This window comes from Synechococcus sp. PROS-9-1, assembly GCF_014279775.1.
Classification (GTDB): domain Bacteria; phylum Cyanobacteriota; class Cyanobacteriia; order PCC-6307; family Cyanobiaceae; genus Synechococcus_C.
Map to the genome: position 1 here is coordinate 147,990 of NZ_CP047961.1, position 24,237 is coordinate 172,226.

The 24,237-nt window shown below is 52.1% G+C and carries 23 protein-coding genes and 1 pseudogene; 17 read left to right on the forward strand and 7 right to left on the reverse strand.

Translation table 11 applies throughout. The annotated features are described in order from the left end of the window. Window positions 1-11 precede the first annotated feature (11 nt). From SynPROS91_RS00705 to SynPROS91_RS00715, 3 genes are read right to left on the reverse strand one after another with little or no spacing between them, the layout of a single operon-like run. Window positions 12-1,994, reverse strand: a complete 1,983-nt coding sequence (locus SynPROS91_RS00705; RefSeq protein ID WP_186517543.1) for a hypothetical protein — start codon at window positions 1,992-1,994, stop codon at window positions 12-14. Continuing rightward, on the reverse strand, window positions 1,991-3,700 hold the full coding sequence (locus tag SynPROS91_RS00710; protein ID WP_186517545.1) for a Wzz/FepE/Etk N-terminal domain-containing protein: 1,710 nt from the start codon (window positions 3,698-3,700) through the stop codon (window positions 1,991-1,993). Before SynPROS91_RS00710 ends, SynPROS91_RS00705 begins: the two co-directional genes overlap by 4 nt. Next, the gene (locus SynPROS91_RS00715; RefSeq protein WP_255439840.1) at window positions 3,700-4,908 is read right to left on the reverse strand and encodes a polysaccharide biosynthesis/export family protein; all 1,209 of its coding nucleotides are present in this window, start codon (window positions 4,906-4,908) and stop codon (window positions 3,700-3,702) included. The genes SynPROS91_RS00710 and SynPROS91_RS00715 overlap by 1 nt, the downstream gene beginning before the upstream one ends. 118 nt (window positions 4,909-5,026) lie before the next feature. Between SynPROS91_RS00715 and SynPROS91_RS00720 the strand changes: the two genes are divergently transcribed. Further along, a complete protein-coding gene (locus SynPROS91_RS00720; protein WP_186517547.1) occupies window positions 5,027-5,797 on the forward strand; it encodes a YdcF family protein in 771 nt (256 codons plus the stop codon). Between the two features lie 142 nt (window positions 5,798-5,939). Here SynPROS91_RS00720 and SynPROS91_RS12340 read toward each other — a convergent pair whose 3' ends face one another. Continuing rightward, window positions 5,940-6,116, reverse strand: coding sequence for a hypothetical protein (locus tag SynPROS91_RS12340; protein ID WP_370586775.1), 177 nt, complete (start codon window positions 6,114-6,116; stop codon window positions 5,940-5,942). A 113-nt stretch (window positions 6,117-6,229) separates the two neighbouring features. Between SynPROS91_RS12340 and SynPROS91_RS00730 the strand changes: the two genes are divergently transcribed. Then, entirely contained in the window at window positions 6,230-6,454 is a 225-nt protein-coding gene (locus tag SynPROS91_RS00730) for an AbrB/MazE/SpoVT family DNA-binding domain-containing protein (RefSeq protein WP_186517551.1), read from the forward strand. After that, on the forward strand, window positions 6,451-6,810 hold the full coding sequence (locus SynPROS91_RS00735) for a type II toxin-antitoxin system PemK/MazF family toxin (RefSeq protein ID WP_186517553.1): 360 nt from the start codon (window positions 6,451-6,453) through the stop codon (window positions 6,808-6,810). Before SynPROS91_RS00730 ends, SynPROS91_RS00735 begins: the two co-directional genes overlap by 4 nt. On the opposite strand, the gene SynPROS91_RS00740 is transcribed toward SynPROS91_RS00735, so the two are convergent. Beyond that, complete coding sequence (locus SynPROS91_RS00740; protein WP_186517555.1) at window positions 6,785-7,180, reverse strand: HEPN domain-containing protein; 396 nt, start codon at window positions 7,178-7,180, stop codon at window positions 6,785-6,787. The two genes, SynPROS91_RS00735 and SynPROS91_RS00740, sit on opposite strands and share 26 nt — an antisense overlap. Next, window positions 7,177-7,548: a nucleotidyltransferase domain-containing protein gene (locus tag SynPROS91_RS00745; RefSeq protein ID WP_186517557.1), complete on the reverse strand. Its 372-nt coding sequence runs from the start codon at window positions 7,546-7,548 to the stop codon at window positions 7,177-7,179. Before SynPROS91_RS00745 ends, SynPROS91_RS00740 begins: the two co-directional genes overlap by 4 nt. Before the next feature lie 332 nt (window positions 7,549-7,880). Between SynPROS91_RS00745 and gmd the strand changes: the two genes are divergently transcribed. The 3 genes from gmd to SynPROS91_RS00760 are packed head-to-tail and all read left to right on the forward strand — an operon-like array spanning window position 7,881 to window position 10,232. Next, window positions 7,881-9,038 (forward strand): GDP-mannose 4,6-dehydratase, encoded by a 1,158-nt coding sequence (gene gmd, locus SynPROS91_RS00750; RefSeq protein WP_186517559.1) that lies wholly within the window; start codon window positions 7,881-7,883, stop codon window positions 9,036-9,038. Beyond that, on the forward strand, window positions 9,035-10,024 hold the full coding sequence (locus tag SynPROS91_RS00755) for a GDP-L-fucose synthase (RefSeq protein ID WP_186517561.1): 990 nt from the start codon (window positions 9,035-9,037) through the stop codon (window positions 10,022-10,024). Before gmd ends, SynPROS91_RS00755 begins: the two co-directional genes overlap by 4 nt. Window positions 10,025-10,073: 49 nt before the next feature. After that, entirely contained in the window at window positions 10,074-10,232 is a 159-nt protein-coding gene (locus tag SynPROS91_RS00760) for a hypothetical protein (protein WP_186517563.1), read from the forward strand. 6 nt (window positions 10,233-10,238) lie between these two features. On the opposite strand, the pseudogene galE reads toward SynPROS91_RS00760, so the two are convergent. After that, a pseudogene (galE, locus tag SynPROS91_RS00765) lies at window positions 10,239-11,276 on the reverse strand (UDP-glucose 4-epimerase GalE). A 340-nt stretch (window positions 11,277-11,616) separates the two neighbouring features. Here galE and SynPROS91_RS00770 point away from each other — a divergent pair. From SynPROS91_RS00770 to SynPROS91_RS00820, 11 genes are all read left to right on the forward strand, one after another. Continuing rightward, the gene (locus SynPROS91_RS00770) at window positions 11,617-12,936 is read left to right on the forward strand and encodes an exopolysaccharide biosynthesis polyprenyl glycosylphosphotransferase (RefSeq protein ID WP_255439841.1); all 1,320 of its coding nucleotides are present in this window, start codon (window positions 11,617-11,619) and stop codon (window positions 12,934-12,936) included. Window positions 12,937-14,002: 1,066 nt separating this feature from the next. Continuing rightward, window positions 14,003-15,754 (forward strand): ABC transporter ATP-binding protein, encoded by a 1,752-nt coding sequence (locus SynPROS91_RS00775; protein ID WP_255439843.1) that lies wholly within the window; start codon window positions 14,003-14,005, stop codon window positions 15,752-15,754. 5 nt (window positions 15,755-15,759) lie between these two features. Continuing rightward, window positions 15,760-16,482, forward strand: a complete 723-nt coding sequence (locus SynPROS91_RS00780) for an HAD-IIIA family hydrolase (RefSeq protein ID WP_186517573.1) — start codon at window positions 15,760-15,762, stop codon at window positions 16,480-16,482. Continuing rightward, complete coding sequence (locus tag SynPROS91_RS00785) at window positions 16,479-17,711, forward strand: NAD(P)/FAD-dependent oxidoreductase (protein ID WP_186517575.1); 1,233 nt, start codon at window positions 16,479-16,481, stop codon at window positions 17,709-17,711. Before SynPROS91_RS00780 ends, SynPROS91_RS00785 begins: the two co-directional genes overlap by 4 nt. Beyond that, a complete protein-coding gene (locus SynPROS91_RS00790) occupies window positions 17,708-18,427 on the forward strand; it encodes a nucleotidyltransferase family protein (protein ID WP_222929395.1) in 720 nt (239 codons plus the stop codon). The genes SynPROS91_RS00785 and SynPROS91_RS00790 overlap by 4 nt, the downstream gene beginning before the upstream one ends. After that, on the forward strand, window positions 18,424-19,047 hold the full coding sequence (locus SynPROS91_RS00795; protein ID WP_186517577.1) for an SIS domain-containing protein: 624 nt from the start codon (window positions 18,424-18,426) through the stop codon (window positions 19,045-19,047). The genes SynPROS91_RS00790 and SynPROS91_RS00795 overlap by 4 nt, the downstream gene beginning before the upstream one ends. A 3-nt stretch (window positions 19,048-19,050) precedes the next feature. Next, entirely contained in the window at window positions 19,051-19,722 is a 672-nt protein-coding gene (locus tag SynPROS91_RS00800; protein ID WP_186517579.1) for a class I SAM-dependent methyltransferase, read from the forward strand. 10 nt (window positions 19,723-19,732) lie between these two features. Continuing rightward, complete coding sequence (locus SynPROS91_RS00805; RefSeq protein ID WP_186517581.1) at window positions 19,733-20,782, forward strand: zinc-binding dehydrogenase; 1,050 nt, start codon at window positions 19,733-19,735, stop codon at window positions 20,780-20,782. Between the two features lie 47 nt (window positions 20,783-20,829). Then, on the forward strand, window positions 20,830-22,272 hold the full coding sequence (locus tag SynPROS91_RS00810; RefSeq protein WP_255439845.1) for a PfkB family carbohydrate kinase: 1,443 nt from the start codon (window positions 20,830-20,832) through the stop codon (window positions 22,270-22,272). Then, window positions 22,269-23,291 carry an NAD(P)-dependent oxidoreductase gene (locus SynPROS91_RS00815; protein WP_186517585.1) on the forward strand — a complete coding sequence of 341 codons (1,023 nt, stop codon included), beginning with the start codon at window positions 22,269-22,271 and terminating at the stop codon, window positions 23,289-23,291. The genes SynPROS91_RS00810 and SynPROS91_RS00815 overlap by 4 nt, the downstream gene beginning before the upstream one ends. Next, complete coding sequence (locus SynPROS91_RS00820) at window positions 23,288-24,226, forward strand: NAD(P)-dependent oxidoreductase (RefSeq protein WP_186517587.1); 939 nt, start codon at window positions 23,288-23,290, stop codon at window positions 24,224-24,226. Before SynPROS91_RS00815 ends, SynPROS91_RS00820 begins: the two co-directional genes overlap by 4 nt. The last annotated feature ends 11 nt before the right edge of the window (window positions 24,227-24,237 follow it).

A 24,237-nucleotide genomic window follows, 5' to 3' on the forward strand; every position in this document is an offset into this window, starting at 1 on the left:
TGCCTTCGGCCTTAAAAACCCACCAGAACCCTGCCGCCCCAGCGAATTTGCTCGGCACTCAGTAATTGGCCGATATCGAGGATCGAGGCAGCTGTAGTGCCGTAGGCCTCTAGAGCAATGCTTTCGGTGGTCTGCCAGCGCAGACCAAGCGTGCTGTTGCTCTGAGAAAATTGATTTATCACAAGGTTTCCTTCAGGGATGAGCTGCCAGCGCGGCGCTAGCTGCACGTTCGCGCTCAGGCCCACACCCCAGAGGTTGCCAACCCCACTCCATGCCACTTTGGGGTTCACATTGAAAGCGAGCCAGGGAGTGGCTTCCCAGGTGTTGATGGATTCAGTGAACACGTAGCCCTGGCCGCTGCTGCTCTTGGCATCGCTTCTGCCGAGGGTGATGCGGCCACCTCCCCAGAAAGGAGCGCCGCGCAGAGGACTGAAAGCCACGGCTTTACCACCGATGCGCCAGTTGTAGGCGCCGTCGTTGGCGTAGGTGCGCGCCTGGGGAGTGGTCTGGGGAACGTTGTTGTAGAGACCACCGCTAAATAAACCCACCTGGAAAATGTTCGACAGCGAGTAGCCCACAAAGCCGTTGCGGTTCCCTCCGTCGTCGCCATTGCCCCAGGCCTCGATGCCTCCATCGGGTGGAACAAGAGCGGTGTTCACGGTGAGGCCGCCCTTGCTTAAAGATTGTTGCCGTGTGGTGAGGGGCGGTTGGGGCGTATCGGGTGTGTCTGGAGTGAACACGAAGCTGGCGCTGTAGCCCAGACGGTTGTCGGAAGGTAGGGCGAGCAGCGCTGTGGCTGGTGTGGCGCCGAAGCCATTGGTGATCATGCCCCGCAGACCAATGCGGGGGTTTAGGTCCCAATTGATTCCGGCTGAAAGGATGGGTACGCGTGAAAATTCAAGATCAGCATTAAAGCTATTGGTTCCAGCACCCACGGGTTGGGCGATGCTCGCGGTGAGTCCTAACTCGGGGATGGGTTGGAACAGAACACCACCACTGATGAATGGATTGGTTCCATAAAACGTGCCTGCGCCCCCTTGGCCTGCGCCCTGGCTGGAGGGCAGAACGCTCACCCCTGGAGCAAGGCTGAATTGCAGGTTTTTGGTTGCTTGCCAGCTCACCGGAAGGCTGATGGAGCCAACAATGTTGCGTGTGAACACCCTGCTGCCGGAGTCATTGAAGATGTTGGGGCTGGCGTTATCTCCCGCGTTAGAGAAGGAGTCGTCACCACCGCTACCCACTTCCCAGACTTCTAGGGATCCATTCAGAGCCAGTTGCCAGCTGTCTTGATTGAGCAAGCGCCAGCGTGCGGCTGCGCCGTAGCTTTGCCAGAAGTTGCCGGGCTGCTTCTTGAATCCAGTTAGCGGGGCGTTGAGTGGGTCATCGGCTTGGCTCACAAATGCCGTGAGCTGCAGGTTATCGATCAGGCCGACGTCGAGATTGATGGCGTAGTTCTGGTTCCCTGTGCCGGTATCACTGCTGAACGGCGAGATGTTCAGGAAGCTGATCCGCCATTGCTCAGACGGCAGGGTGGCTGCAGTGGGTACGGCGAGTGATAACCGCAGCAGGGGGAGGTAGTCGCTGGCTTTGAGGGGAATGCTGTTCAGTACTGCCTCCACTTGTTCTGGCGTGAGCTGCTGATCAAAAGGTTCTTTGGAGGCTTCCTTAGGGGGCTCTGCTGATCTCTCGTCGTTTGCAATCACCTCCCAGACCAATCGATTCAGCGATGGATTGGTGTGCTCGTTGTCTGGAATCACCTCCCAAACCACTGGATCCATCGATTGTTTGCTCTGCTCACGTTCCGGCACCGCATCCCAAATCACAGATGGAGCAGCATCTGCTTCTTTTGCGCTGTTCTGATCCATCAGCAACGGCTCCCAGCGCACCTGGGTGTGGGCCTCTCGTGGCGCCAGGGCAGTGGTGCTCAGGCACAACAACACACCGCCAGCCATGAGTTTGGACAGGCCGTGAACGATCGCAGGTTGGTTGCTCAACCCAGCTCCAGATCAGGATCAAGCAGCACCCAACCAGCCAGAGGGGTGCCTTGAAGCGCCAATTTCTGTTTGAACTGGGACAGCTGGGTGCGTGTGGCTACGCCTGGGGCAGTGAGCAGCAGCTGGGTGGCGCAACGGCTGGTTTGGCGCAGGTCGCTGCTCACTAGCAGCTCACGGCTGCCAAGGGCCTGTTGCAGCTCGGAGCGCAAGCGCTGCAGCTGATCACTGGGAACATTGCCTACGGGAATGAGAGCAATCGGTCCAGGGGCGGGCACGCTTAGGGGGCCGTTGGCCAAGAGATCAGCGGCGTCATGCCAGCTGTTGGGGGCAAGCGCAGAGAGGTGCTTGAGCAGAGGGCAAGGCAGCAATCCCTTGAGCTCATCACGGCTGAACACCAGCCCGGTGCGGCGATCCACCACAAGGGCAGCACCGCTTCCAGCGACCAAGCCGGCCAGCAAACCCAGCGCCATCATCCGCTTTTTGCGGGGGGCCACTGGGTTGTCAAGCAAGGTCGGGGTAGAGATCAACTCCCATGGCTCTTGTTTGCGGGCTTTTTCAAGTGAAAGTACCTGGCGCTCCGCTTCTAATTTGGTAAGCGTGGCTTCATCACGGGCAGCTTCGCGTAGAAGTTCCCTGAACTTGATCAACACTCCCTTAGGACGTTCCGCCGCCTTGAGTCTTGCTTGCGCTGCAGTTCGCTGGGCATATAGATAACCATATGTTTGGCGTTTAAATACCTCAATCAGCAGGCGGCGTTTCTCTAATACCCTTCTGATCGAGTCATCCTTATCGGTGAATTTGGCGCGTAGGAGGGCGAGCTCAGTGTCAAGAGCGTCAAGAGTTTGAGGTAATTCCTGAGCAGCAAGCTCGGGGATATTTCTCCCCAAATACATTAAAGTTTCCGGATTATCGTTGAGTTGATTAAGTTGTATGAGTTGTTCGTTAATGCTTCGGATTTGATTGGCGGCCTGCACTCTGATGGCTTCGATGTTTATTGAATTTTTGATTTCATTATCGTTAGCTCCTTCGCCCTTTAAAGCTGTGAGGTCTTCATTAATGGCGTATTGCTGAGCCGCCCGGAGTGACTCGGCGCTTTTCGTAGTGAAAAGCTCTATCTGTTCATCGAGATAGGAAATCGCCTGGGTTAAGCCCTTCGCTCTGTCGCGTCCGGAATAGGCCTGGTAGGTCTTAGAGATGCGATCAATTACCGGAAGAATCAAGTCTTCCTGGGTGTCGCGGTAGGCGATCTCGAGCACGGAGGTGCCTTTGGCGAGTTCGATCGTGAGATTTCCCACCCAACTCGAGTAGCGCCACGCGCTGACGTCCTCACCTGTTTTGGCTTTGCTGGCTTTCACGAAATCGAAAACCGGCTTGAGCACCGAAGGGCTTTCGAGAATTTTGACCTCGGTTTCCAATTGGCTTTCACCACCGCCAGCTCCGATCAATCCGGCTAAGCCTGGATTGGTTTGAAGCAAGGCAGCCGCACCACTGGAAGGTTGCTCATTGTTTTGCAGCACGATCTGAAATTGCCCTTCCCACACTGGTTTGCGAGTGAAGGCATAGAGGGTGGAAAGGACGAGCGCCCATCCCGCAACAGCTCCAATCAGGCGCTTATGGCGAAGCAGGGCCCCGCCCACTTGGCGCAGATCGATCTCATCGTCTGTTGATGGGTTCTCGATGGGGGAGGGGGTATGGCTGCTCGTCATCAGTTGAAGTTGTTAAAGATCGAGTAGAAGGCATAGATACCAAAGGCAGGAGTTGTGAGCTCATTCAGCACCGTGGCAGTGGCGCTAAGCGGCGATTCGCGAACGGTGATCAAATCTCCAGCCATCAATACGGGGTTGTTGGGGGCATCCGCAGCTGCACCTGGGTTGTAACCAAAGATCCTGCGATCCACTTCTCCTTCCCTGGTGAAACGGATGAATTCCACCTTGCCGCGCATCAGTTGCGGGCCACCGGCGAGGGTTAAGGCTTGATTGAGCACGGAGCCTTGAGGCACCACAACGCCGCCAGGATTTTTAACGCGCCCGCTCACGAACACATTCATGAATTGGGGGCTGAGGTTGGTTTGCCCGGCTTTGAGCAACTGCTCCCGCATCACCACCTTGCTTTTGCTCACGCTCACCACATCGCCGTCAAACAGGCGGATGTTTTGGGATTCGTTGCCTTCCGTGATCAGCGAGAGAAAGTCGAGGTTGGTGCGGATGCGGCCACCACCAAGGCCCAGGGCTCGTTTGCGCGTGACCTGCACCTTGGAGAGGTTGGAATAGGGGGTGATTCCCTGAGCGGTGCGGATCGCGTCAAAGACGGTGGGAAACAAAGTTCCAAAGGTGCTTAAACCACTGCCGCCGGGTCCTGCTGCTGCAGCTCTTGGCAGTTGGCCCAATCCAGGCCGGTTGGTTGATGTGGCGGTTCCTGCTTGCAGCTGAGTGGCTTCCGCTGTGGTGGAGAGATTTTCGAGATCAGAGTCTCCACTCAAGGTGTAATACCCAGGCCGTCTCACTTCGCCGCCGATGTAAATCCGGATCGGGCGATAGCGCACGGGCCGCACGTAAACCTGTGGGTCACGCACGTAGGTGCTGAATTGTTCGGTGAGGAAATAACGCAGCTCTTCCACCGTGAGCCCTTCGACATAGAGGGCTCTTAGGCGGGGAAGGTAAAGCGTTCCGTCGGGGCCGATCGAGAAACGCCCGCTCAGTTCGGGAAGATCCAGCAACTCAATCTGCAGACCATCCCCAGGGCCGAGGATGTAGGCGTCATAGGTGATTTGTGAACGCTGCTCGAGCGGCAGGGGTTGGGCCTGCTCTACGACTGTTTCTTCAACCTCAATGAGCTGCTGAGCACCCACCATGACGGGCTGGAGCGTTAGAGCAACTCCTGATGCGATCGCCCATAGGAAACGGGTATTCAGCAATCTTCATTCTGTAAAAGCCCTTGCAAGGTATGGCATCTCAGTGTCTTGGGAAAGTGTTCTGTTGCCAGGAAGAGAATTGGGTGGAAAGCACACTTTTCGCAGAGCTGACGACGTTTCGATGATTTATCTGCTCAGCAAGCTTCTCCCTCTGGCCTTGTTGCCACTTGGCTTCTCCTTGATCCTTCTGTTCGTGGGGCTGATCGGCCGTTGGCGTTGGCCTGTGATTGCAGCGCTTGTGCTGCTTTGGGTTTGTTCTCTGGGGCTGGTGAGCCAAACCCTGTGGCGCTGGCTCGAGGCGCCCTGGCAACGCACCACCGCATCTGAAGCTCATTCTGCTGAAGCGATCGTGGTGCTCAGCGGCGGCCGTCACCCAGCTCCCGGTGCTGCGCGGGTGAGCGAGTGGCACGACCCAGACCGCTTTCTTGCTGGCCTCGATCTCTACCGCGCTGGCAAGGCCCCGCGCTTGCTGTTTACCGGTGGGGCAAGTCCGTTCCGGCCCGGCCAACCTCCCGAGGGGAAGCGCTACCTAAAGGAAGCGCAACAGCTTGGAATCCCCGCTGGCGTTATGGCGAGCACGCCACCGGTGGTGAACACCGCAGAAGAAGCGGTTGCGATTCGTCGATTGCTGGAGACATCTGGGAATGGATTAGTTCCATCCCCTCGCATCCTGCTGGTCACCAGTGCCTTTCATATGCGCCGTGCTCAGCGCCTGTTTGAGCGCCAGGGTCTCGTGGTGGAACCGTTCCCCGTGGATTTTCAGGCCCGCGGCGCTTGGGCCGGTCCTCTGTGGCGTGACCCAACCCAGTGGTTTCCTTCTGCAGGCGCTTTAGATGGCAGCTCCCGTGCCCTGCGTGAGCTATTGGGTCGCTTGATCTATCGGGCTTGGTAGCGCTTGGCGGGTCGGGGGCTCGATCGAAACGCTGAACGGTGATGCCAGCTTTTTGCCTCGACACCTCAGCAATCCTGACCTTGCCAGACGACGAACTCGGTGCTGCAGGCATTAGCGACGCGTGTGTGCAGTGTGCGCCTCCTTAATGGAGAGCCAGCCAGTCTCTGAGCGCCAGATCAAGCTCTGCCATCACTGTTGTCTCCATGCCACCAATCGAGCTGCCGATGCCCTCGATTGGAACCGTGAAGAGCTTGTCGACCATTAGCTGGGATCGTTTGCGTAGTCCATTAATGGCGCTGGGCTCAACAATGATCCGCACCAAAGGTGCATCGATCAGGGTGCTGGTGAATCGAATCGCATTAATCGTTTCTAGCTCTTACGCCGCAGAAGCGTAAGGAGTCCTACGATAGTAAGGCAGTAAGGAGGTAAGCGATGGATTTGGCAACATTGACGGCTAAGGGGCAAGTCACGATCCCCAAGGGTGTACGGGACGCTCTCGGGCTGAAGCGTGGCGATCTCGTGAGTTGGGAACTTGAGGACGAGTCGGTTCGTCTCAGGGTGGTGTCTCCGATCGACCTGGGCTATTTGCGTGGAGTTCAGGCTGGGCTGACGGAATGGGGCAGTGATGAGGATGAAGTTGCCTTTGCAGACCTGTGACAGCGTTTCCACCGTTCGCTTTGGTACGAGTTCCGTTTCCATTCACAGAGCGCCAGGCCATCAAGCGGAGGCCCGCGTTGGTTCTCTCCAAGCCTGCATTTCAAGAGCAAAGTGGTCATCTCCTGTTGGCGATGGTGACCAGTGCTCGCAACAGCCAATGGCCAACGGATTGGCAGATCAAGGATCTCCAAGCTGCTGGGTTACCTCAGCCTTGTGTTGTTCGCTTCAAGTTGTTCACCCTGGATCAGAGCTTGTTGATTGGTTCCCTTGGGGCGTTGTCAGAAGCGGATCGGCGAGGTGTCCAAAGCAGATTGACTGAAGTGGCAGCCCTCAGCCCTGCTGATCCAAAGCCTTGAGGATGCTCAACACCTCACGGGCCGTTGCTAAAGCTTGATCGGTTTCCTCTGGATCGAACAGCTCAGAAGGCGGGGTGGCATCCACGGGGTAGCGGGATTGGATCGCCATCCTGCTCAGGCTGCGCAGAGATAGGGCCTCTAATGCCTTGGTCTCTAAGCCTGTTTCTTTCAGCCGCCTCGTTAAATCGTTGAGCACATCCGTGTGCGGAGGCTCCAGTCCCAATTCCAGAAGTGCGCTTTTTAGGCCTTTTTCGGCTGCTTGTGATGCGTAGAAGCAGGCTTGCGCCAAGTAGCCGTTGTCACGTGCCAGTTGAGCGAGTTCGAGGTCGTTTTGGGCTTGGCGCAGCCATGCATCCGGCCGGGCATTCATGGCCTCTCCGCTAGTAACGGAATAGCGACCTTGGCAGCGTTGCGCCAAACCACTGAGTTGCTCTGTGGCAACTGAGCCCAGGCCTCACGGTCGAGTGCGATCACATCCTCAGCGAGTCCTGAATCGAGCACTTGATCGGCCCATGTTTCGGCCAGATGTTGGTTGGCTGCCACCACGAGTAGATCGGTGTCTGATAAACCGTCCCAATCGCCCCGAGCACGGGAGCCGAACAGATAGATCTGGTCTGGTCGTTCCAGATTGGACTCCACCAAGTCTTGTAGCGAAAGGCGTAGTGCGAGCAACCATTGGGCGTGACGTTGGGTGCGTAGGTCCGCCAGGCTGGTCGTGGTTGGTGATGGCCTGTTCACGTTCTTTGGCGGCTCAACAAGGTTGGATTGAACTCTCCTTCCCTTGAATCTAGCTAAGGAGTTCTGGCTCGATTCTTAAGCCATTGCTCATGAGCCGGGCAGTTTTGACCCACTAAAAGTGATGAACAGATGCGTGATGTTTGATGCGCACCACTTTCCAGCTCTATGTTGGCGCGCTGCGCTACGCATTGCCGCCCACAAAACCTCAGCTATGCAGCAGCGACGTGGCAAACTCCTATCCATTACGTCACAGCCGAGGCGGTTGAGCTCTGCTCCTGTCCGCTGTGACCGCAGGCGGAATTGTTATGCCTGCATGACGTTCTGAAGACTCAATGCCCCCCTCTATTACCCCCACCAAAACCGCCCTGATCACCGGCATCACCGGCCAAGACGGCAGTTATTTAGCGGAGTTGTTGCTGGAGAAGGGATATGAAGTGCATGGGATCAAAAGAAGAGCGAGCAGTTTTAATACCAGCCGAATTGATCATCTCTATCAGGATCCCCATGAAGATGATCCGCGGCTGGTGCTGCACTACGGGGATTTAACAGATAGCAGCAATTTGATCCGGATTATTCAGCAGGTGCAGCCGGATGAGATTTATAACCTTGGAGCCCAAAGCCATGTGGCCGTGAGCTTTGAAGCGCCCGAATACACAGCCAATAGTGATGCGCTTGGCACACTGCGAATTTTAGAAGCAGTGCGGATGTTGGATTTAACGGAGAAGACCCGTATCTATCAAGCCAGCACGAGTGAGCTGTATGGCTTGGTGCAGGAGATGCCGCAGAAGGAGAGCACGCCCTTTTACCCAAGAAGCCCCTACGGGGTGGCCAAGTTGTATGCGTACTGGATCACGGTGAATTATCGCGAGGCCTATGGGATGTATGCCTGCAATGGGGTGCTGTTTAACCACGAGAGCCCAAGGCGCGGTGAAACGTTTGTGACGCGCAAGATCTCGCGGGGCCTGGCGCGGATTGATGCGGGCTTAGAGGATTGCCTGTACATGGGCAATCTCGATTCGCTGCGCGATTGGGGCCATGCCAGGGATTATGTGGAGATGCAGTGGCGGATGCTGCAGCAGGAGGGTCCACCGGAAGATTTTGTTATCGCTACAGGGCGGCAGGAAAGCGTGCGCCGCTTTATTGAATTAACGGCACTTGAGCTGGGCTGGGGCGCCGTCGAATGGGAAGGCAAGGGTTTAGAGGAAACTGGCAAGCGAAACACCGGCGAAGTGGTGGTGCGAATTGATCCGCGTTACTTCCGTCCGGCAGAAGTGGAGACGTTGCTCGGTGATCCCACTAAGGCCAAGGTGAAGCTGGGCTGGACGCCGACGACAACCCTGGAGGAATTGGTGGCGGAGATGGTGGCGACGGATCAGGAGGAGGCTAAGAAAGAGGCTTATTTGAAATTGAAAGGATTCAATGTTGTGGGCTCGATGGAGAATCCACCGGCGAACCCTGATGCTGTCAAGGCCGCTGGAGTTAAGGAGTGAGAAGCTTGATCAAAGCCGATGATCGCTTTTTTGTTGCCGGCGCGCGGGGAATGGCGGGCAGCGCGATTTGTAGGGCATTGCAGGAGAAGGGCTATGGCGATGAAGCTAAACGCGGAGCCTTGCTGACACCAAACCGCCAAGAGTTGGATCTGCTCAATCACGAAGCAGTGAAAGCTTGGTATGCAACGAATAAGCCTGATGTGGTGGTGCTAGCGGCCGCAAAAGTGGGCGGAATTTATGCCAATGACACCTACCCAGCTGATTTTTTGCTGGAGAATTTGAAGATTCAAACGAATGTGATTGAAGGGGCTTGGGAGGCGGGGGTGAGGCGATTGCTCTTTCTGGGTAGTAGTTGTATTTACCCGAAGTTTGCTGAGCAACCGATCAAAGAGGAGTCGTTGCTCACAGGATCATTGGAGCCCACGAATGAGTGGTATGCGATCGCCAAGATCACCGGGATCAAGCTGTGCGAATCACTAAGAAAACAGTATGGCTTTGATGCAATCAGCTTGATGCCAACGAATTTGTATGGCCCTGGAGATAACTATCACCCGGAAAATAGCCATGTGCTGCCTGCTTTAATGCGCCGCTTCCATGAAGCCAAGGAAGCCAAAATAAAAAGTGTGACCTGTTGGGGAACGGGATCACCGTTGCGTGAGTTTTTGCATGTGGATGACCTCGGCGACGCCTGCGTGTTTGCCTTGGAGCGTTGGAACCCGGCCCCAGGTGAGCTCACTTACCTCAATGTTGGTACGGGCCTTGACCTGAGCATCCGCGAGCTGGCGGATGCGGTGGCCATCGCAACGGGCTACCGAGGCGCGATCGATTGGGACATCAGCATGCCCGACGGCACCCCGAAGAAACAACTGGACGTGAGCCGCTTGGCCTCCCATGGCTGGCGTGCCCGGATCTCGCTGGCGGAAGGTCTGGCGACCACGGTGGCGCAGTTTCGTAAGGAGCTAGCGCAGCAACTGGTACGTCTCTAGGGATGGTGATCGACATTGTGATTTCCGGAGCGATTTGAGGACACAGCCTGTGCCCAATCAAGACCCACCCCAATCCACCCTCACCTTGCTGCTCGGTATCTGGGGCTACCTCAGCCGGCGCCGCTGCATACAACTGTGCTGTCTCCTGTTGGCGATGGTGACCAGTGCTCGCAACAGGCATTGGTCTTTATGTGACCCAAGGAGTTGAATCCGCTCATGTATATCCCTGAGGGTTCTGCTGCTGCCAGGCCCAGCCGTCTCTACAGATGTCTTCAAGCCCGCGCTGGGTGCGCCAGCCAAGGCGTCTAGCTGCTTTGATGGAATCGGCGAAGCTGTTGGCGGCATCGCCAGGCCGACGGTCGGTGATCGTGTATTGGATGGAACGACCGCTCGCAGCTTCCATTGCCTGCACCACCTCCAGAACGGACTGTCCCTGGCTGCTGCCCAGGTTGAGGGCCAACAGCTGTGGTGCTTCCGCCAGCAGGCAGTCCAGGCAGGCACGGTGTCCCTCAGCGAGATCCATCACGTGGATGTAGTCACGTACGCCCGTGCCATCGGGGGTGGGCCAGTCGCCGCCGAACACCTGGAGCTGTGCTCTGCGGCCAATGGCCACCTGACTCACGAAGGGGAAGAGGTTGTTGGGAATGCCCAGCGGGTTTTCCCCAATGCGGCCGGACGGATGGGCCCCAACGGGGTTGAAATAGCGCAGGCAAGCGATCCGCCAAGAGTCCGGGGCACTGGCGTGCAGGTCGGACAGCATCTGCTCCACAGCGGCCTTGGTGTGGCCGTAGGGGTTGATCGGAGCGATCGGAGCTGTCTCTGGAATCGGTACGGCTTCTGGATAGCCGTAGACCGTGGCGCTGCTGCTGAACACAAGGGTGTGGCAGCCATGGGACTGCATGGCCTCCAGCAGGCAGCGACTGCCATTCACATTCACATCTCAGTACTTCAGTGGCTTCTGCACAGACTCGCCAACAGCCTTCAGACCGGCGAAATGGATCACCGCATCAATCCCGGACGGCGCCTTGGTGAAGGCTTGCTGAAGATCCCTGGGGTTACGGATGTCGCCTTGCATCTGCCGCAACCGAGGTGCGGCCGCAGGTCCAGCAAGCTCTCGCACACGGTCAAGCGCGATCGGGCTGCTGTTGCTGAAATCATCGAACACCAGCAGCTCGTGGCCCGCCTCCAGCAGAACCAGCGCGGCATGGCTGCCGATGAAGCCTGCTCCACCAGTGATCAGTAGATGTGCCATTCGCTTGCTCACGCTGTTTGTATCCATTATCTAATGAGCTGATCTGCAAGTATTTCCAACGCCTCTCTTAAGCTTGATTATTTTGACTTGCGTCAGGAATCTTGGGTTTCGATCAATTGAACCTGCCATGCAATTGTTAGCACTGCCTATGGCAAACTCAACTCAATCACGTCACTGCCGAGACGGTTGAGCTCCGCTCCCGTCCTCTGCGACTACAGGCTGACATGAAGTGCCTTCTCGATCTCTGCCTTTCCAGTTTTATTTCAAAATTTGAGTCACAACGCAACTCATGCAACTCAGGCTCCCCTGGATTCTGTCTCGACGCAGACTGCTTGCTGCGATGTTCCTTGACAGCGTCCTTTTTCTCTCTCTCTACAACGTACTGTTCCTAAATCGCTTTGGGCGCTGGCCTGATGGGTCGATCTTTTTTCCGATTCTTTGGGCCACATGGGTGCTCAGTGGCTACGTACTGGGGCGCTATCAATGGTCGTATGGTTTGCGCTCTTCCAATACTGGCGCTTTTTTTGTTCTGCAAGGTGCTGTGAAGGTAGCTCTTGTGGTTGCTGTCAGCCTTGCGGGCACACTCACCTACTTTTGGCTTTTCAAAGGCATTGAAGGCTATTCCCTGTTTCGCAGCTTTTTAATTCCCTATCTCGGTTGTCTGGGATTCACCAGTCTGGCGATTCAGATCTTCTTGGGTACCTTGGTCAGAAACAGACCAATTTGGACCGATCATTGGCTCTTTTTAGGACGTAAGGAGGTATATGAGCGGCTTCAGTATCATTTGAAGTTGTCACGATTGCCTATCCATCTTGTTTATCTAGCCCCTGCACAGCTGAACATATTAGGAAATGCTTCAATCCTCGTAGATGACTTTGCCGCTGAACCTAATTCAGTCCTTCAGAGCCTTCTAGAGTTTCAACATGAGGGCAGAACAGTTCTCGGCCTTCAAGCGTGGTGTGAATTAATTTTACAGAGATTTCCATCGGAGTTTCTAAGTGATGCTGATTTACTGCGAGGTGAATTCTCCATTTTTCCAGGCACCTTTCAATCGCGATTGAAGCGTCTAGGAGATGTATGTCTATCGGCCATATTATTGTTGCTGACGAGCCCTATTCTTCTTGTCTCGGGTTTGTTGATCAAGATTGAAGATCGAGGCCCAATTCTTTATTCACAAATTCGTTCCGGATTTAACGGCACTCATTACACCATTTACAAGTTGCGAAGTATGCGAGTTAATGCTGAGCGCAATGGTGCTCAATGGGTGAAGCGCTCAGATTCCCGAATCACATCAATAGGATCTTTCTTAAGGCGCACGCGAATTGATGAGCTGCCTCAGCTCTGGTGTGTGTTTACAGGGAATATGAGTCTAATTGGGCCGCGACCAGAACGTCCTGAATTTGATCAGGAGCTTGACAAAGAGATTCCGCACTACCGTTTAAGGCAACGCATGCGGCCTGGCCTGAGTGGATGGGCTCAGGTCAATTATCCATATGGAGCCTCTGTGGAAGATGCCTCCAACAAACTCAGTTATGATCTCTATTATCTCCGTAACTTCTCATTTTGGTTGGATCTATTGATCTTGTTCAAAACAATCCGTTTGGTGTTTAATGCTCAGGGTTCTGTGCCTGCCTGCGTCGACGAGGCTATGCGCTTTTAACAAAAACTTTAATTGCTGAATATCAAAAATAATTTATCCTAAATTTGCTTTGATAACTATCATTACTAGTAAGTTCAACTGCTATTTGGCGGCGCTACTTTTGCAGAAGCTCCATAAGATGCACAGCATTAAAAGGCTTGCAAGCGGCTATAACCTCGTGCCCACTTCGCAAATACCACTATTCCGGTCGATCACCTCCACTAAGACATCAAGCCCCTCGTCTGACTCTCCGCTGTTGAGAGCTCACCGACAGAGAAAAGCTGATCAGGATTATCCAGTAGGTACAGCCGGAAGAGATTTACACTCTTGGCGCTCAGAGTCATGTGGAGGAGAGTTTTGAGGTGCCGGAATAAACCCCCAATAGAGATGTGCTCGGCACGTTGTGGGGCCTTTAGGCGGCGTAAAACTGGTCTCACGAAAAACTAAGATTGACCAAACATTCACCAGAGTGTTTTACGGATTTGTGCAGCAAATACACAAAAGGGCAAAACACTCTATAAACCCCGTGAAGTCTTTACGGTGTGATGCTGAACTTCAGCTTCTACGATTATCATAATATTGTAATTAGTTAGATCACATGAATTACAAATTTATCAACGTTCATGTGATGTTGGCTTGAGTCCATCATTTTCACATCTCTAGAGTTTATGAGCGAGAGCTTGATCGGCTGGGGGCCCCGGCTCCTACATCCCTTCCCCATTGTGAGGGTTTTTGCATGTGGACGACCTCTAAGAAGCCTACGTTTTCGCCTTTGAGCACTTGAGTCCCGAGCCAGGTGAGATCCTTTATGCCATAGCGGGCACGGGTGTGGAGTGGAGCACCAGGGTGCTTGTTAATGCCGTGGTACTTATCACCGTTATCAGTGGAACTATCCATTGGGAAACAATTAAAACGATGGTTCCTAATGAACAACTCGACGTGTGCCTCCGGTCAAACTTGGATTTTCCGGCCCGATCCCACTAAACGAATGATTACGTAGAATTATGAGCATGTTATTCGAGTAACTAAGCAACGCGCTGCTGCAGTGGTCGGCACATTTAACCCTAATTCTTAGTTTCAGATCAATTTGACGGCACAACCTCCCTTTAATCAGCAACATCCCCTTTCTACCCCCACGCTGCTGCTGGGTATATGGAAACATCTCAGCCGCCGCCGCCGCATGCAGTTGGGCTTGCTTCCTTTGGTAATGCTCTCCAGTGGTGTAGCAGAGCTGGTGTCCCTGGGGGCGGTCTTGCCATTCCTGAGCGTCCTCAGCGACCCAGAGCGACTCTGGCAGCAATCGCTGATACAAGTAGTAGCAGTTCATGTTGGCTGGTCAAGGGCGAGTCAGCTTGTATTGCCGGCAACGCTGGCGTTTGCGGCAGCTGCTGTTTCGGCGGCGCTGATCCGGCTGGCCAACCTTTGGCTGAATGGCCGCTTGGCAGCGGCTATTGGCTCAGACCTGAGTTGTGAGGCTTACCGGCGAACTCTGTTTCAGCCCTACTGCGTTCATGTGCAGCGTAATAGCGCATCAATAATCCATACCATCACTGCCCAGATCGGTCAAACAGTGGGGGCTCTTAACGCCATGCTTCAGCTTCTCACTTCCGCCGTGGTGGCGGTGGGGTTGCTTACGGGTTTGCTGTTGATTGACACTAATGTCGCTTTGGCTGCCGCGGCTCTGTTTTGTTGTGCCTACGGAGCATTGGCGATCGTCTCGCGGCGAGAGCTTCGTGTTAATGGTCAAAAAATCGCTAAGGCGTCAACCCTGCAGCTCAAAGCGCTGCAAGAGGGGCTTGGTGCCATTCGTGATGTTCTGCTTGATGGCACCCAACCCATGTATCTGCAGATCTATCGGCAAGCGGATTTCCCTCAACGCCAATTCGCAGCCAAAAACGCCTTTATTATTGCTTTTCCTCGCTACTCGCTCGAGGCATTGGGCATGGTGGCGATTGCACTGCTAGGGGGGGCGCTGGTGGTGCAACGCGGCAGCGGCTCTGCCGTGATTCCTTTGCTTGGCGCAATGGCCTTAGGGGCGCAACGCTTGCTGCCCGCACTGCAGCAGATCTATGCTGGCTGGGCGGCTTTGAAGGGCTACAACGCTGCAATGCAGGGTGTAATGGAGATGCTCAGCCAGCCAATTCCGCCCACAGTTATCGGGGTTGAACCACTGCCACTACGCCAAGGGATTCTCCTGTGTGATGTGTATTACAGATACTGGCAGGATCAACCTGACGTCTTACAGGGGTTGCATTTGGAGATCCGCCCAGGCGAGCGCATTGGAATTATTGGGAGCACCGGCAGCGGTAAGAGCACCACGGTAGACCTGCTTATGGGCCTGCTGGTACCCACTTCCGGGAAGGTTCTTGTGGATGGAGCAGATCTGCACGACCCGGAGCACCCTGAGCGGTTATTAGCATGGCGCGCATCAATTGCACATGTGCCCCAGAACATCTACCTGGCTGACAGTTCGATTTCAGAAAACATCGCCTTTGGCGTTCCCTTTGATGAGATTGATTTAGACCGAGTGAAGAGGGCAGCTGGTCAGGCCCAAATAGCTAAATTTATAGAATCTAGTAGAGAAGGCTATGAGAGTTTTGTAGGCGAGCGAGGAATTCGTCTCAGTGGCGGTCAACGCCAGCGTATAGGTATTGCTCGTGCTCTGTACAAGCAGGCGCGGGTTCTTGTGTTTGATGAGGCCACCAGTGCTCTTGACACAGGCACAGAAGAGGCGGTGATGGCGGCGGTTGAAGAACTGAGTCAGGAACTCACAATCGTAATGATTGCCCATCGGCTGAGCACAGTCCAGAAATGTGACCGGCTTGTCTCACTCGATTAAGTGAATTGGGTGAAGGAAAGAAAACTAGTAAACGTACTTCAAGACTGATTCTGACAATGCAAGAAAAGAAAAAAAATCTTGAAAGAAGTCTTCTTTTGAGTCCACCTTTCCCAAGCCAATCTCCAGCTCTTTTTTTAGATCGTGATGGTGTGGTGATCGAGGATTGTCATTATGTGTGTGATCCTAACAAGGTTCGATTGTGTTTAGGTTCTCGGGAGCTGATTGAGCAGGCATGTCGACAAGGTATTCCTGTAGTATTAGTAACTAATCAATCGGGAATTAGCAGGGGTTTCTTTCAGTGGGAAAATTTTGAAGCAGTTAACGAGAGGATGCAAGAGCTGCTTGGTCCTGATGCGCCGTTGTCTGCTATTTATGCGAACGGGTATGGGCCTAGTGGGCCAGTTAACAGTTGGCGTAAACCTAGCCCAAAAATGCTCTTGGAAGCTGCGATGGCTCTAAATCTTGATTTGAATGGATCAATAATGATTGGTGATCGTCTTAGTGATCTTCAGGCTGGTGCAGCAGCAGGTGTTGCCACTGTTTGCCATGTTCTTAGTGGCCATGGCCTCAGTGCCCGCAATTCAGTTGTCAAATGGCACCGGCAGATTGCGAATACTTTATCGACTGGCAATTCTTTTGGTATTCACGTGCCAGCCTTGAAACTTTTAGATACTCTTGTAAGCTTCCCGGATCAGCTTTTCGTGAATAGTAAGGCAACTCAAGAATGACTACTTACAACTGCGACGTTCTAATAATTGGTGGTGGCATGGTAGGAATGTGTATCGCGCATCAGCTGTTGGAGCGCCAAATTGCTAAATCTATTGTTGTACTTGATAAAGAGTCTGAGCTTGGACTTCATAGCTCAGGTCGAAATTCTGGAGTACTTCATGCGGGACTATATTATAAGCCTGGTAGTATTAAGGCCAAAGTTTGTGTAGATGGTGCTCGAAGATTGCGTGCTTGGATAGTAGAGCGAAATATATATTTAAATACTTGTGGAAAGGTAATTGTTCCTCCTCGACAAGAATTAGATGGCCAATTAGATTTGTTGGCTGAGAGAGGTAAGGCTAATGGTGCAACAGTTGAGTTTTGGGATGAGCAACAATTGCGCGAGTTAATCCCTGAAGCATGTACTTCGAGTGGTCGTGCTCTTTGGAGCCCAAACACAGCTGTAGTTAAACCAATCAAAGTCGTAAAAAGATTACGTGAAGAGCTTCAGGAGCATGGGGTCTTATTTCTCATAGGTAAGTCAGAATGGTCTGCTGAACCAAAACATCGCTTGATACGTCTTGCGAAGGACGAGCAAGTTTCCTATGGCCACCTGATCAATTGCGCAGGTTTGCAGTCTGACCGCATCGCCCATCAGTTCGGTGTTGGTCGCGAGTACACCCTTCTTCCTTTCAAAGGTCTCTATTGGCAGCTCAAGCCGGAATGTCCAATCCAACCACGCTCAAACCTGTATCCAGTACCAGATCTCAATGTGCCGTTCCTCGGGGTTCACTTCACTCCCAGTGCTGATCCAAATCCTCTTATAAGCATCGGACCAACTGCTACACCAGCCTGGGGACGAGAAAACTATCGTGGAATCGATGCCCTGGAGCCAGCTATGGCTGCATCGAATTTAGCAGTATTGGCAAGGCAGTACTTCGCAAATAGCGGAGGCTTTAGGCGGTATGTGCATGAGCAAGCGTTTTTGGCCTTCCCGCCCTTACTGCTACGAGCAGCTCAGCAGTTGATCCCGGCAGTGAGGGCAGAGCATATTGAGTTGAGTCAGAAAGTAGGTATACGATCTCAACTATTCAATCGCAACACTCAGCGACTGGAAGACGATTTTCTATGTCTCCCAGGTCCCGCCAGCACACACGTAATGAATGCCATTTCTCCAGCTTTCACCGCTAGCTTTGCCTTATCTGATCTGATTCTCGATGAGGCTTCACAAAGGATGGAATTTGGATGAGTCGTCCTATTCGCGCGCTGCTCTTAGCAGCTGGCCTTGGCACCCGGCTTCGACCAATTACTCTTCATACACCGAAGTGTCTGGTACAGGTGGCTGGTTTGCCATTGTTAGGGCGCTGGTTGCGACAGCTTGAGATGGCAGGATGCGAGGCAGTATTGATCAACACTCATTATTTAGCTGATCAAGTCGAAGATTTTCTTAAAAAGTGGCGCTCGCCTGTGATGCAGATAATTACTACTTATGAGCCTGAGTTGCTCGGAACAGCAGGTACACTTTTGGCTAATCAGTCTTTCTTTGAAGGTGCCACCGGTCTGCTGATCCATGCGGATAACGCTATGGAAGGCGATCTGCAGGAACTACTTTCTGCGCACAAAAGCCGTTCGAACCAATGCTTGTTAACAATGCTCACCTTTTGTACTGATAATCCAAGGAGTTGTGGAATTGTTGCAACAGATTCCCTGGGTCTTGTGATTGACTTTCACGAAAAAGTTGATGATCCTCCCGGTAACTGTGCAAACGGGGCGCTTTATGCATTTGATGCATCTCTCCTGGATCACCTCTCGAGCATGTCACCTTGGCCCAGTGACTTCAGCATCGAAGTTATCCCTGACTTGTTAGGCAAAATTCAGACTTGGCACACTGATCAGCTCTATCTCGATATCGGCACGCCTGCGGCACTAACACAAGCCCAAGCTTTGCTTTCACCGATTTTATGACTCTCACTCAAAGTGTTTTTGCTGTTAAAGCGACTGATTACCTGAATCGCTTACAGAGCTGTTTTAGCCCAGAGATTTTGGCAGCAGTAGAAATATTGGCTAAGGAGATTCGCCAAGCTTGGGCCGAGGGACGCAATGTGTTTATATGCGGCAATGGTGGTAGTGCTGCCAATGCTATTCACCTTGCAAATGACTTTCATTACGGAATCGGAGCCTGTGGACCTGGTCCAAGTTTGCCAGGGCTTCGAGTTGAAGCGCTTCCCGCTAACGCTGGAGTGATAACTTGTTTGGCGAATGATACCGGCTATGACAATATTTATTCTCACCAGCTGCAGGTGAAGGGCCAGCCTGGAGATCTTCTAATCGTGCTTTCTGGGAGCGGCAATTCTCCCAACGTAGTGAAGGCACTGGAAACTGCAGATTCTCAGCAGATGAAAACTTTCGCGATCTTGGCCTTCTCTGGTGGTCGCTGCCTCGAGCTTGCTCAAGTGCCAATTCATTTCGCTATCGATGATATGCAGATTGCTGAGGACACTCAGCTTGTGGTTGGTCACTTGTGCATGCAGTGGCTGAGTAACAACAAGCCCACTGAACTTCCCCCCCTACACTCAAATTATTGACAAATGGCTGAAGTTGATTTTATGAGCGTGCTTCACAAAAGCACCCAAAGAGACTATTTGGCTCGTGTGAACGACTCTGAATTTCCTAAGGCTAGAGCTGCCGAACTTGCTAAAAAATTTGACTTTGATTACTGGGATGGAGATCGCCGCATTTGTTATGGGGGATATCGCTATTTGGAGGGTCGTTGGGAAAAGGTTGCGCGTGCGATGGTCGACCATTACTCACTCCCGGAAAAACCCAAAATTTTAGATATTGGTTGTGGTAAAGGTTTTCTTTTGTACGACTTCCTGAAGGTCATTCCTACTGCAGAGATTTACGGAATTGATAGCTCCACGTATGCGCTCGCTAACTGCAAGTCTGAAATAAAAGGTCGGCTGCAGCTTGGATCAGCTACAGAGCTTCCTTGGCCTGATAACTACTTCGATCTGGTAATATCCATCAATACACTACATTGTCTTCAAGCGCATCATCTAGATCCAGCGTTACGTGAGATGGAGCGTGTGGGTAAATTCCATAAATATTTATGCGTAGAGAGTTGGAGAAATCAATCTGAGAAAGCTAATCTTCTTTATTGGCAAGTCACCTGCGAGGCTTTTCACACACCCGAAGCCTGGAAATGGTGGTTTGAACGTACCCGCTACAGCGGTGATCACTCGTTCATCTATTTTGAATAGGTAATTAAACATGAACAGACCTTTCACGACAGAGGCCGCGATACTCGTAGCTCAAAAGCAACCCTTAGTGGTGGAAACCATTGAATTGCCTGCCGAGCTCGATGTGGGTCAAGTTCTTGTGCAACTTCAAGTGAGCGGTATATGCGGATCTCAGCTTGGAGAAATTGCTGGGGCTAAGGGCCCAGACCGCTACTTGCCCCATTTGATGGGCCATGAAGGTTTTGCCACAGTACTTGATACTGGTCCAGGAGTAAAACAAGTACTGCCGGGTGACAGTGTGGTGTTGCACTGGCGTCCTGGTGCTGGTATTCAAGCTGATCCACCCAAGTATCGATGGCGTGGTGAGCAGCTCAATGCTGGGTGGGTCACTACGTTCAATCGTCATGCAGTAGTCAGTGAAAACCGCTGCACACGGGTGCCAGGTGATACTGATCCAGATGCCGCTGCTCTGTTTGGTTGCGCTGTCACTACTGGTTTTGGAGTTGTGGAAAATAATGCTGGCTTACGTATGGGTGAGGCTGTCGTGGTGTTCGGAGCCGGTGGCATCGGCCTCAACATTATTCAGGCTGCCTGCCTTCGTTCAGCCTCTGTTATTATTGCTGTGGATTTGTTTGACAGTCGACTTGATTTGGCTCGTCAGTTAGGAGCTACTCACGTGATTAACAGTAATCGTGAGGATGCCGAAACTGCAATTCAAGACGCTTTATCTGGTCAGCCTCTTGATGTGTTTATTGATAATACGGGTCTTCCTGCGATCATTGAGCAGGGCTACCGTTTAACTCATAGTCAGGGGCGTGTGATTCTGGTTGGTGTCCCTCGCCAAGGCAATAAAACTAATCTCTACACCTTGCCCCTTCATTTCGGTAAAATTCTTACAGGCTCCCACGGTGGTGAAAGTAAGCCGGCAGAGGATATTCCTCGATATTTGCGACTGCTGCAGAAAGGCCAAATTCAGTTTCATCGTCTTGTAAGTGCCAGATACTCTCTTGAAGAGATCAATTCTGCAATTGATGCCATTCGGGATGGCAGCACAGCAGGCCGAGTGATGATCGATCTGTGAGCGATATCCTTTACCCCCTGGAGCGGGCATCCGGCCTCCAGTGCAATGTGCTGGCCTACGGCCACTTCACAACCATCCATCCTGGCCACATACGTTATCTTCGACATGCTAAAAATCTTGGTGAAAAACTTTCAATTGCACTGATTGGGGACGGCAAACCCGATCAGTCGCCTTACCTTTTTTCTCAGTCAGAGCGGGCAGATGCACTGAGTCTGCTCGGGATCGCCGATACAATTGTTCTTCTGAGGGGCGATGAGCTGATCGAAGCAATTCAGATGCTCAGTCCCGAAGTGCTGGTTCTTGGAACCGAGCTGCAGGGTCTTCCTTCTTTAGACCTTCCTATAGCGGTGTTGAAAGACCAAGGAGGTAGCGTTCAGTTTCACGCGGGTGAAGTGAGCTACGCCAGCACTCACCTGCTGATGAACTCAGAGAAAGATATTCGCCAGCAACGTCGCCTTCAGTTTGTAGCTGCTTGTCATCGGCAGGGCCTAAGCCGTGGGCATCTTTTGGCTTCAATGCAGGCATGGAACAAGGCACATTTGATTGTGCTGGGTGACACGATTGTTGATCAGTACGTCGCATGCGAGGCAATCGGTATGAGTGCCGAGGCTCCGGTGGTGGTGGTGCGTGAGCTGGCAAAGCGCAACTTCATTGGCGCAGCTGCAGTTGTTGCATCTCACATTCGGGCTCTTGGAGCTCAGGTAAGCTTAGTTTCTGTAATCGGGAACGACAGCACCGCCAACTTGGTTCAGCAGGAATTGAATGCTCAAGGTATTAGCGATGCACTGACGCGAGATCCCTCACGGCCCACCACCTTTAAGAAACGTTATGTGGTGGAGAACCAGAAGTTGTTTCGAGTAAGTCGCCTTGAACAGCACAATCTTGATGCTCCAATTGAAGACAAGCTGATTGCTCGTTTGGAGGAGCTAGCACCCCATGTCCATGGCATTGTCGTTTCAGATTTTGTCTATGGGGTGGTAACTCCACGAGTGTTAGATGTAGTGCAGCAATTGTCTCAGCGTTATGGCTTATTGCTGTTTGGTGATTTGCAGTGCAGTAGTCAGGTCGGCTCAATTAGTCGTTTCCGAGATTTTTCTCTTCTATGTCCGAATGAACGTGAACTTCGCTTGGCTTTACAGGACAAAGACACTGGATTAGAGCGCCTGAGTCAGCAATTGATAGAAGAAACTAATTGTGAGCGTTTAATCGTGAAGTTGGCGTCAGACGGCTTTATTGCCTACGACCGTGACGATAAAGATCGGATTTCGAGTCAAGCCTTTCCTGCTCTTAGCGTCAATCCTCTAGATGTAACAGGAGCTGGGGATTCGGTCCTTTCAGTATTATCTACTGGTTTGGCCAGCAGACAGCCGATGATGCAAAGTGCAGCTTTGGCATGCTGTATGGCGGCATTGGCAGTTGAAACGATGGGAAACACACCGATTGGTGCTGATGAACTGCGTAACTACCTAAATGAGGTACTTCCTTTATGACTAGTCAGAAGATTCTGGTAATCGGAAGCAATAGCTTTAGTGGTTCCCATTTCGTGGCGGAAGCTCTGCGTGCGGGGCATGAGTTGTGGGGTGTCAGCCGCTCGCTCGAGTTGGATTCTGTCTTCTTGCCGTATCGCTGGCTTGAGAAGGTAAGTGGCCAACCACTGGCCACACCAGAGAACTTTCACTTCCAAACAATTGATCTCAACAGTCAACTTCCTGAGCTTCTGAAGTTGATTGATCTGGTTCAACCTGCATTTGTTGTGAATTTTGCGGCCCAAGGGATGGTAGCCGAAAGCTGGCTTAATCCCACTCATTGGTATCAAACCAATGTTGTTAGTCAAGTTGCTCTTCATGATGAGCTGCGTCAGCGCTCTTTCTTGAAAAAATATGTGCATGTGACCACTCCTGAGGTTTACGGCAGCACTGACGCCGGATGGATCAGTGAAACTAATCATTTTGCTCCTAGTACTCCTTATGCCGTTAGTCGGGCCGCGTGCGATTTGCATTTGCTGAGTTTTCATAAGGCCTATGAATTTCCAGTTGTTTTTACGCGTGCGGCCAATGTTTATGGGCCTGGTCAGCAGCTCTATCGAATCATTCCTCGTGCCATGCTTAGTGCTCGAACCGGTCAACCGATGCAACTACATGGAGGTGGCTACTCCGAACGCTGCTTCATCCACATCAAAGATGCAATGCAGGCCACGCTGAGGCTCGCGTTTGAGGCAGACCCTGGTAGCACTTGGCATCTTTCCACACGAGAGCCGATCAGTATTCGGGCGTTGGTGGAACAAATCTGCGGACGTTGCGGCGTTGCCTTTACCAATGTGGTTGAGGAGACGGGAGAGAGGCTCGGCAAAGACCAGAGCTACTTGCTTGATAGCGACTCAATTCGTAAAACTTTTGGTTGGACTGATGCAATTAGTCTTGAAGATGGGCTTTCCGATACAATTGCCTGGGTGGATAGTCACCTAGACCATCTCAAAACTCTTTCCTGGTCCTATCAACATAAAGCATGAAAATTCTCGTTACTGGTGGTAATGGCTATAAGGGGTCTGTCCTAGTTCCTTTGCTTCTATCTGAAGGTCATCAAGTCATAAGTTTTGATACTCAGTGGTTTGGAAATCATCTTCTTTCTCACGAAAATCTGATCAATATACAAGGAGATATTCGAGATATTGACTCAATTCCCCTAGATGGCGTGGAAACCATTATTCATTTTGCAAATATTGCTAATGATCCCGCTGTTGATCTTAACCCTACTTTGAGTTGGGAAGTGAATGTACTCGCTTCTCAGCAATTAGCTGATAAAGCAGTTCGGAAAGGTGTTAAACATATGCTCTATGCAAGTTCGGGTAGTGTTTATGGTTTAAAAGATGAACCCAATGTGACAGAAGATTTACCCTTGGTGCCAATTTCTGTCTACAATAAAACTAAAATGGTTGCAGAACGTGTTTTCTTGTCTTACATTGAAGAAATGCAAGTCCATTGCATTAGGCCTGCAACTGTTTGCGGTGTTTCCCCGCGTATGCGCCTTGATGTGAGCGTCAATATGTTGACTTATCAAGCTCTCAAAAACGGTAAAATCACTGTCTTTGGTGGCAACCAGACAAGGCCTAATATACACATTGATGATATTGTTAATGTTTATCGCCACTTCCTTAAACAGCCTGAATTGGCCAGCGGTTGTTATAATGCTGGCTTTGAAAATATATCAATCATGGATATTGCTAACTTAGTGAAGGAAAAAGTTGGTGCTGAAGTAGTAGTTTCTGAATCAAATGATCCAAGGTCCTATAGGCAAGATTCTTCCAAATTGCTTAGTACTGGCTTCTCCCCGACAAAATGTGTATCTTCAGCTATTGATGAAATTGTTGATGCATTCAACAAGGGTGTTTTGCCGGATGGTGAAAATTGCTATACCGTTAAAACAATGCGGCACCTTAGCATTTAAACTATGTTAAA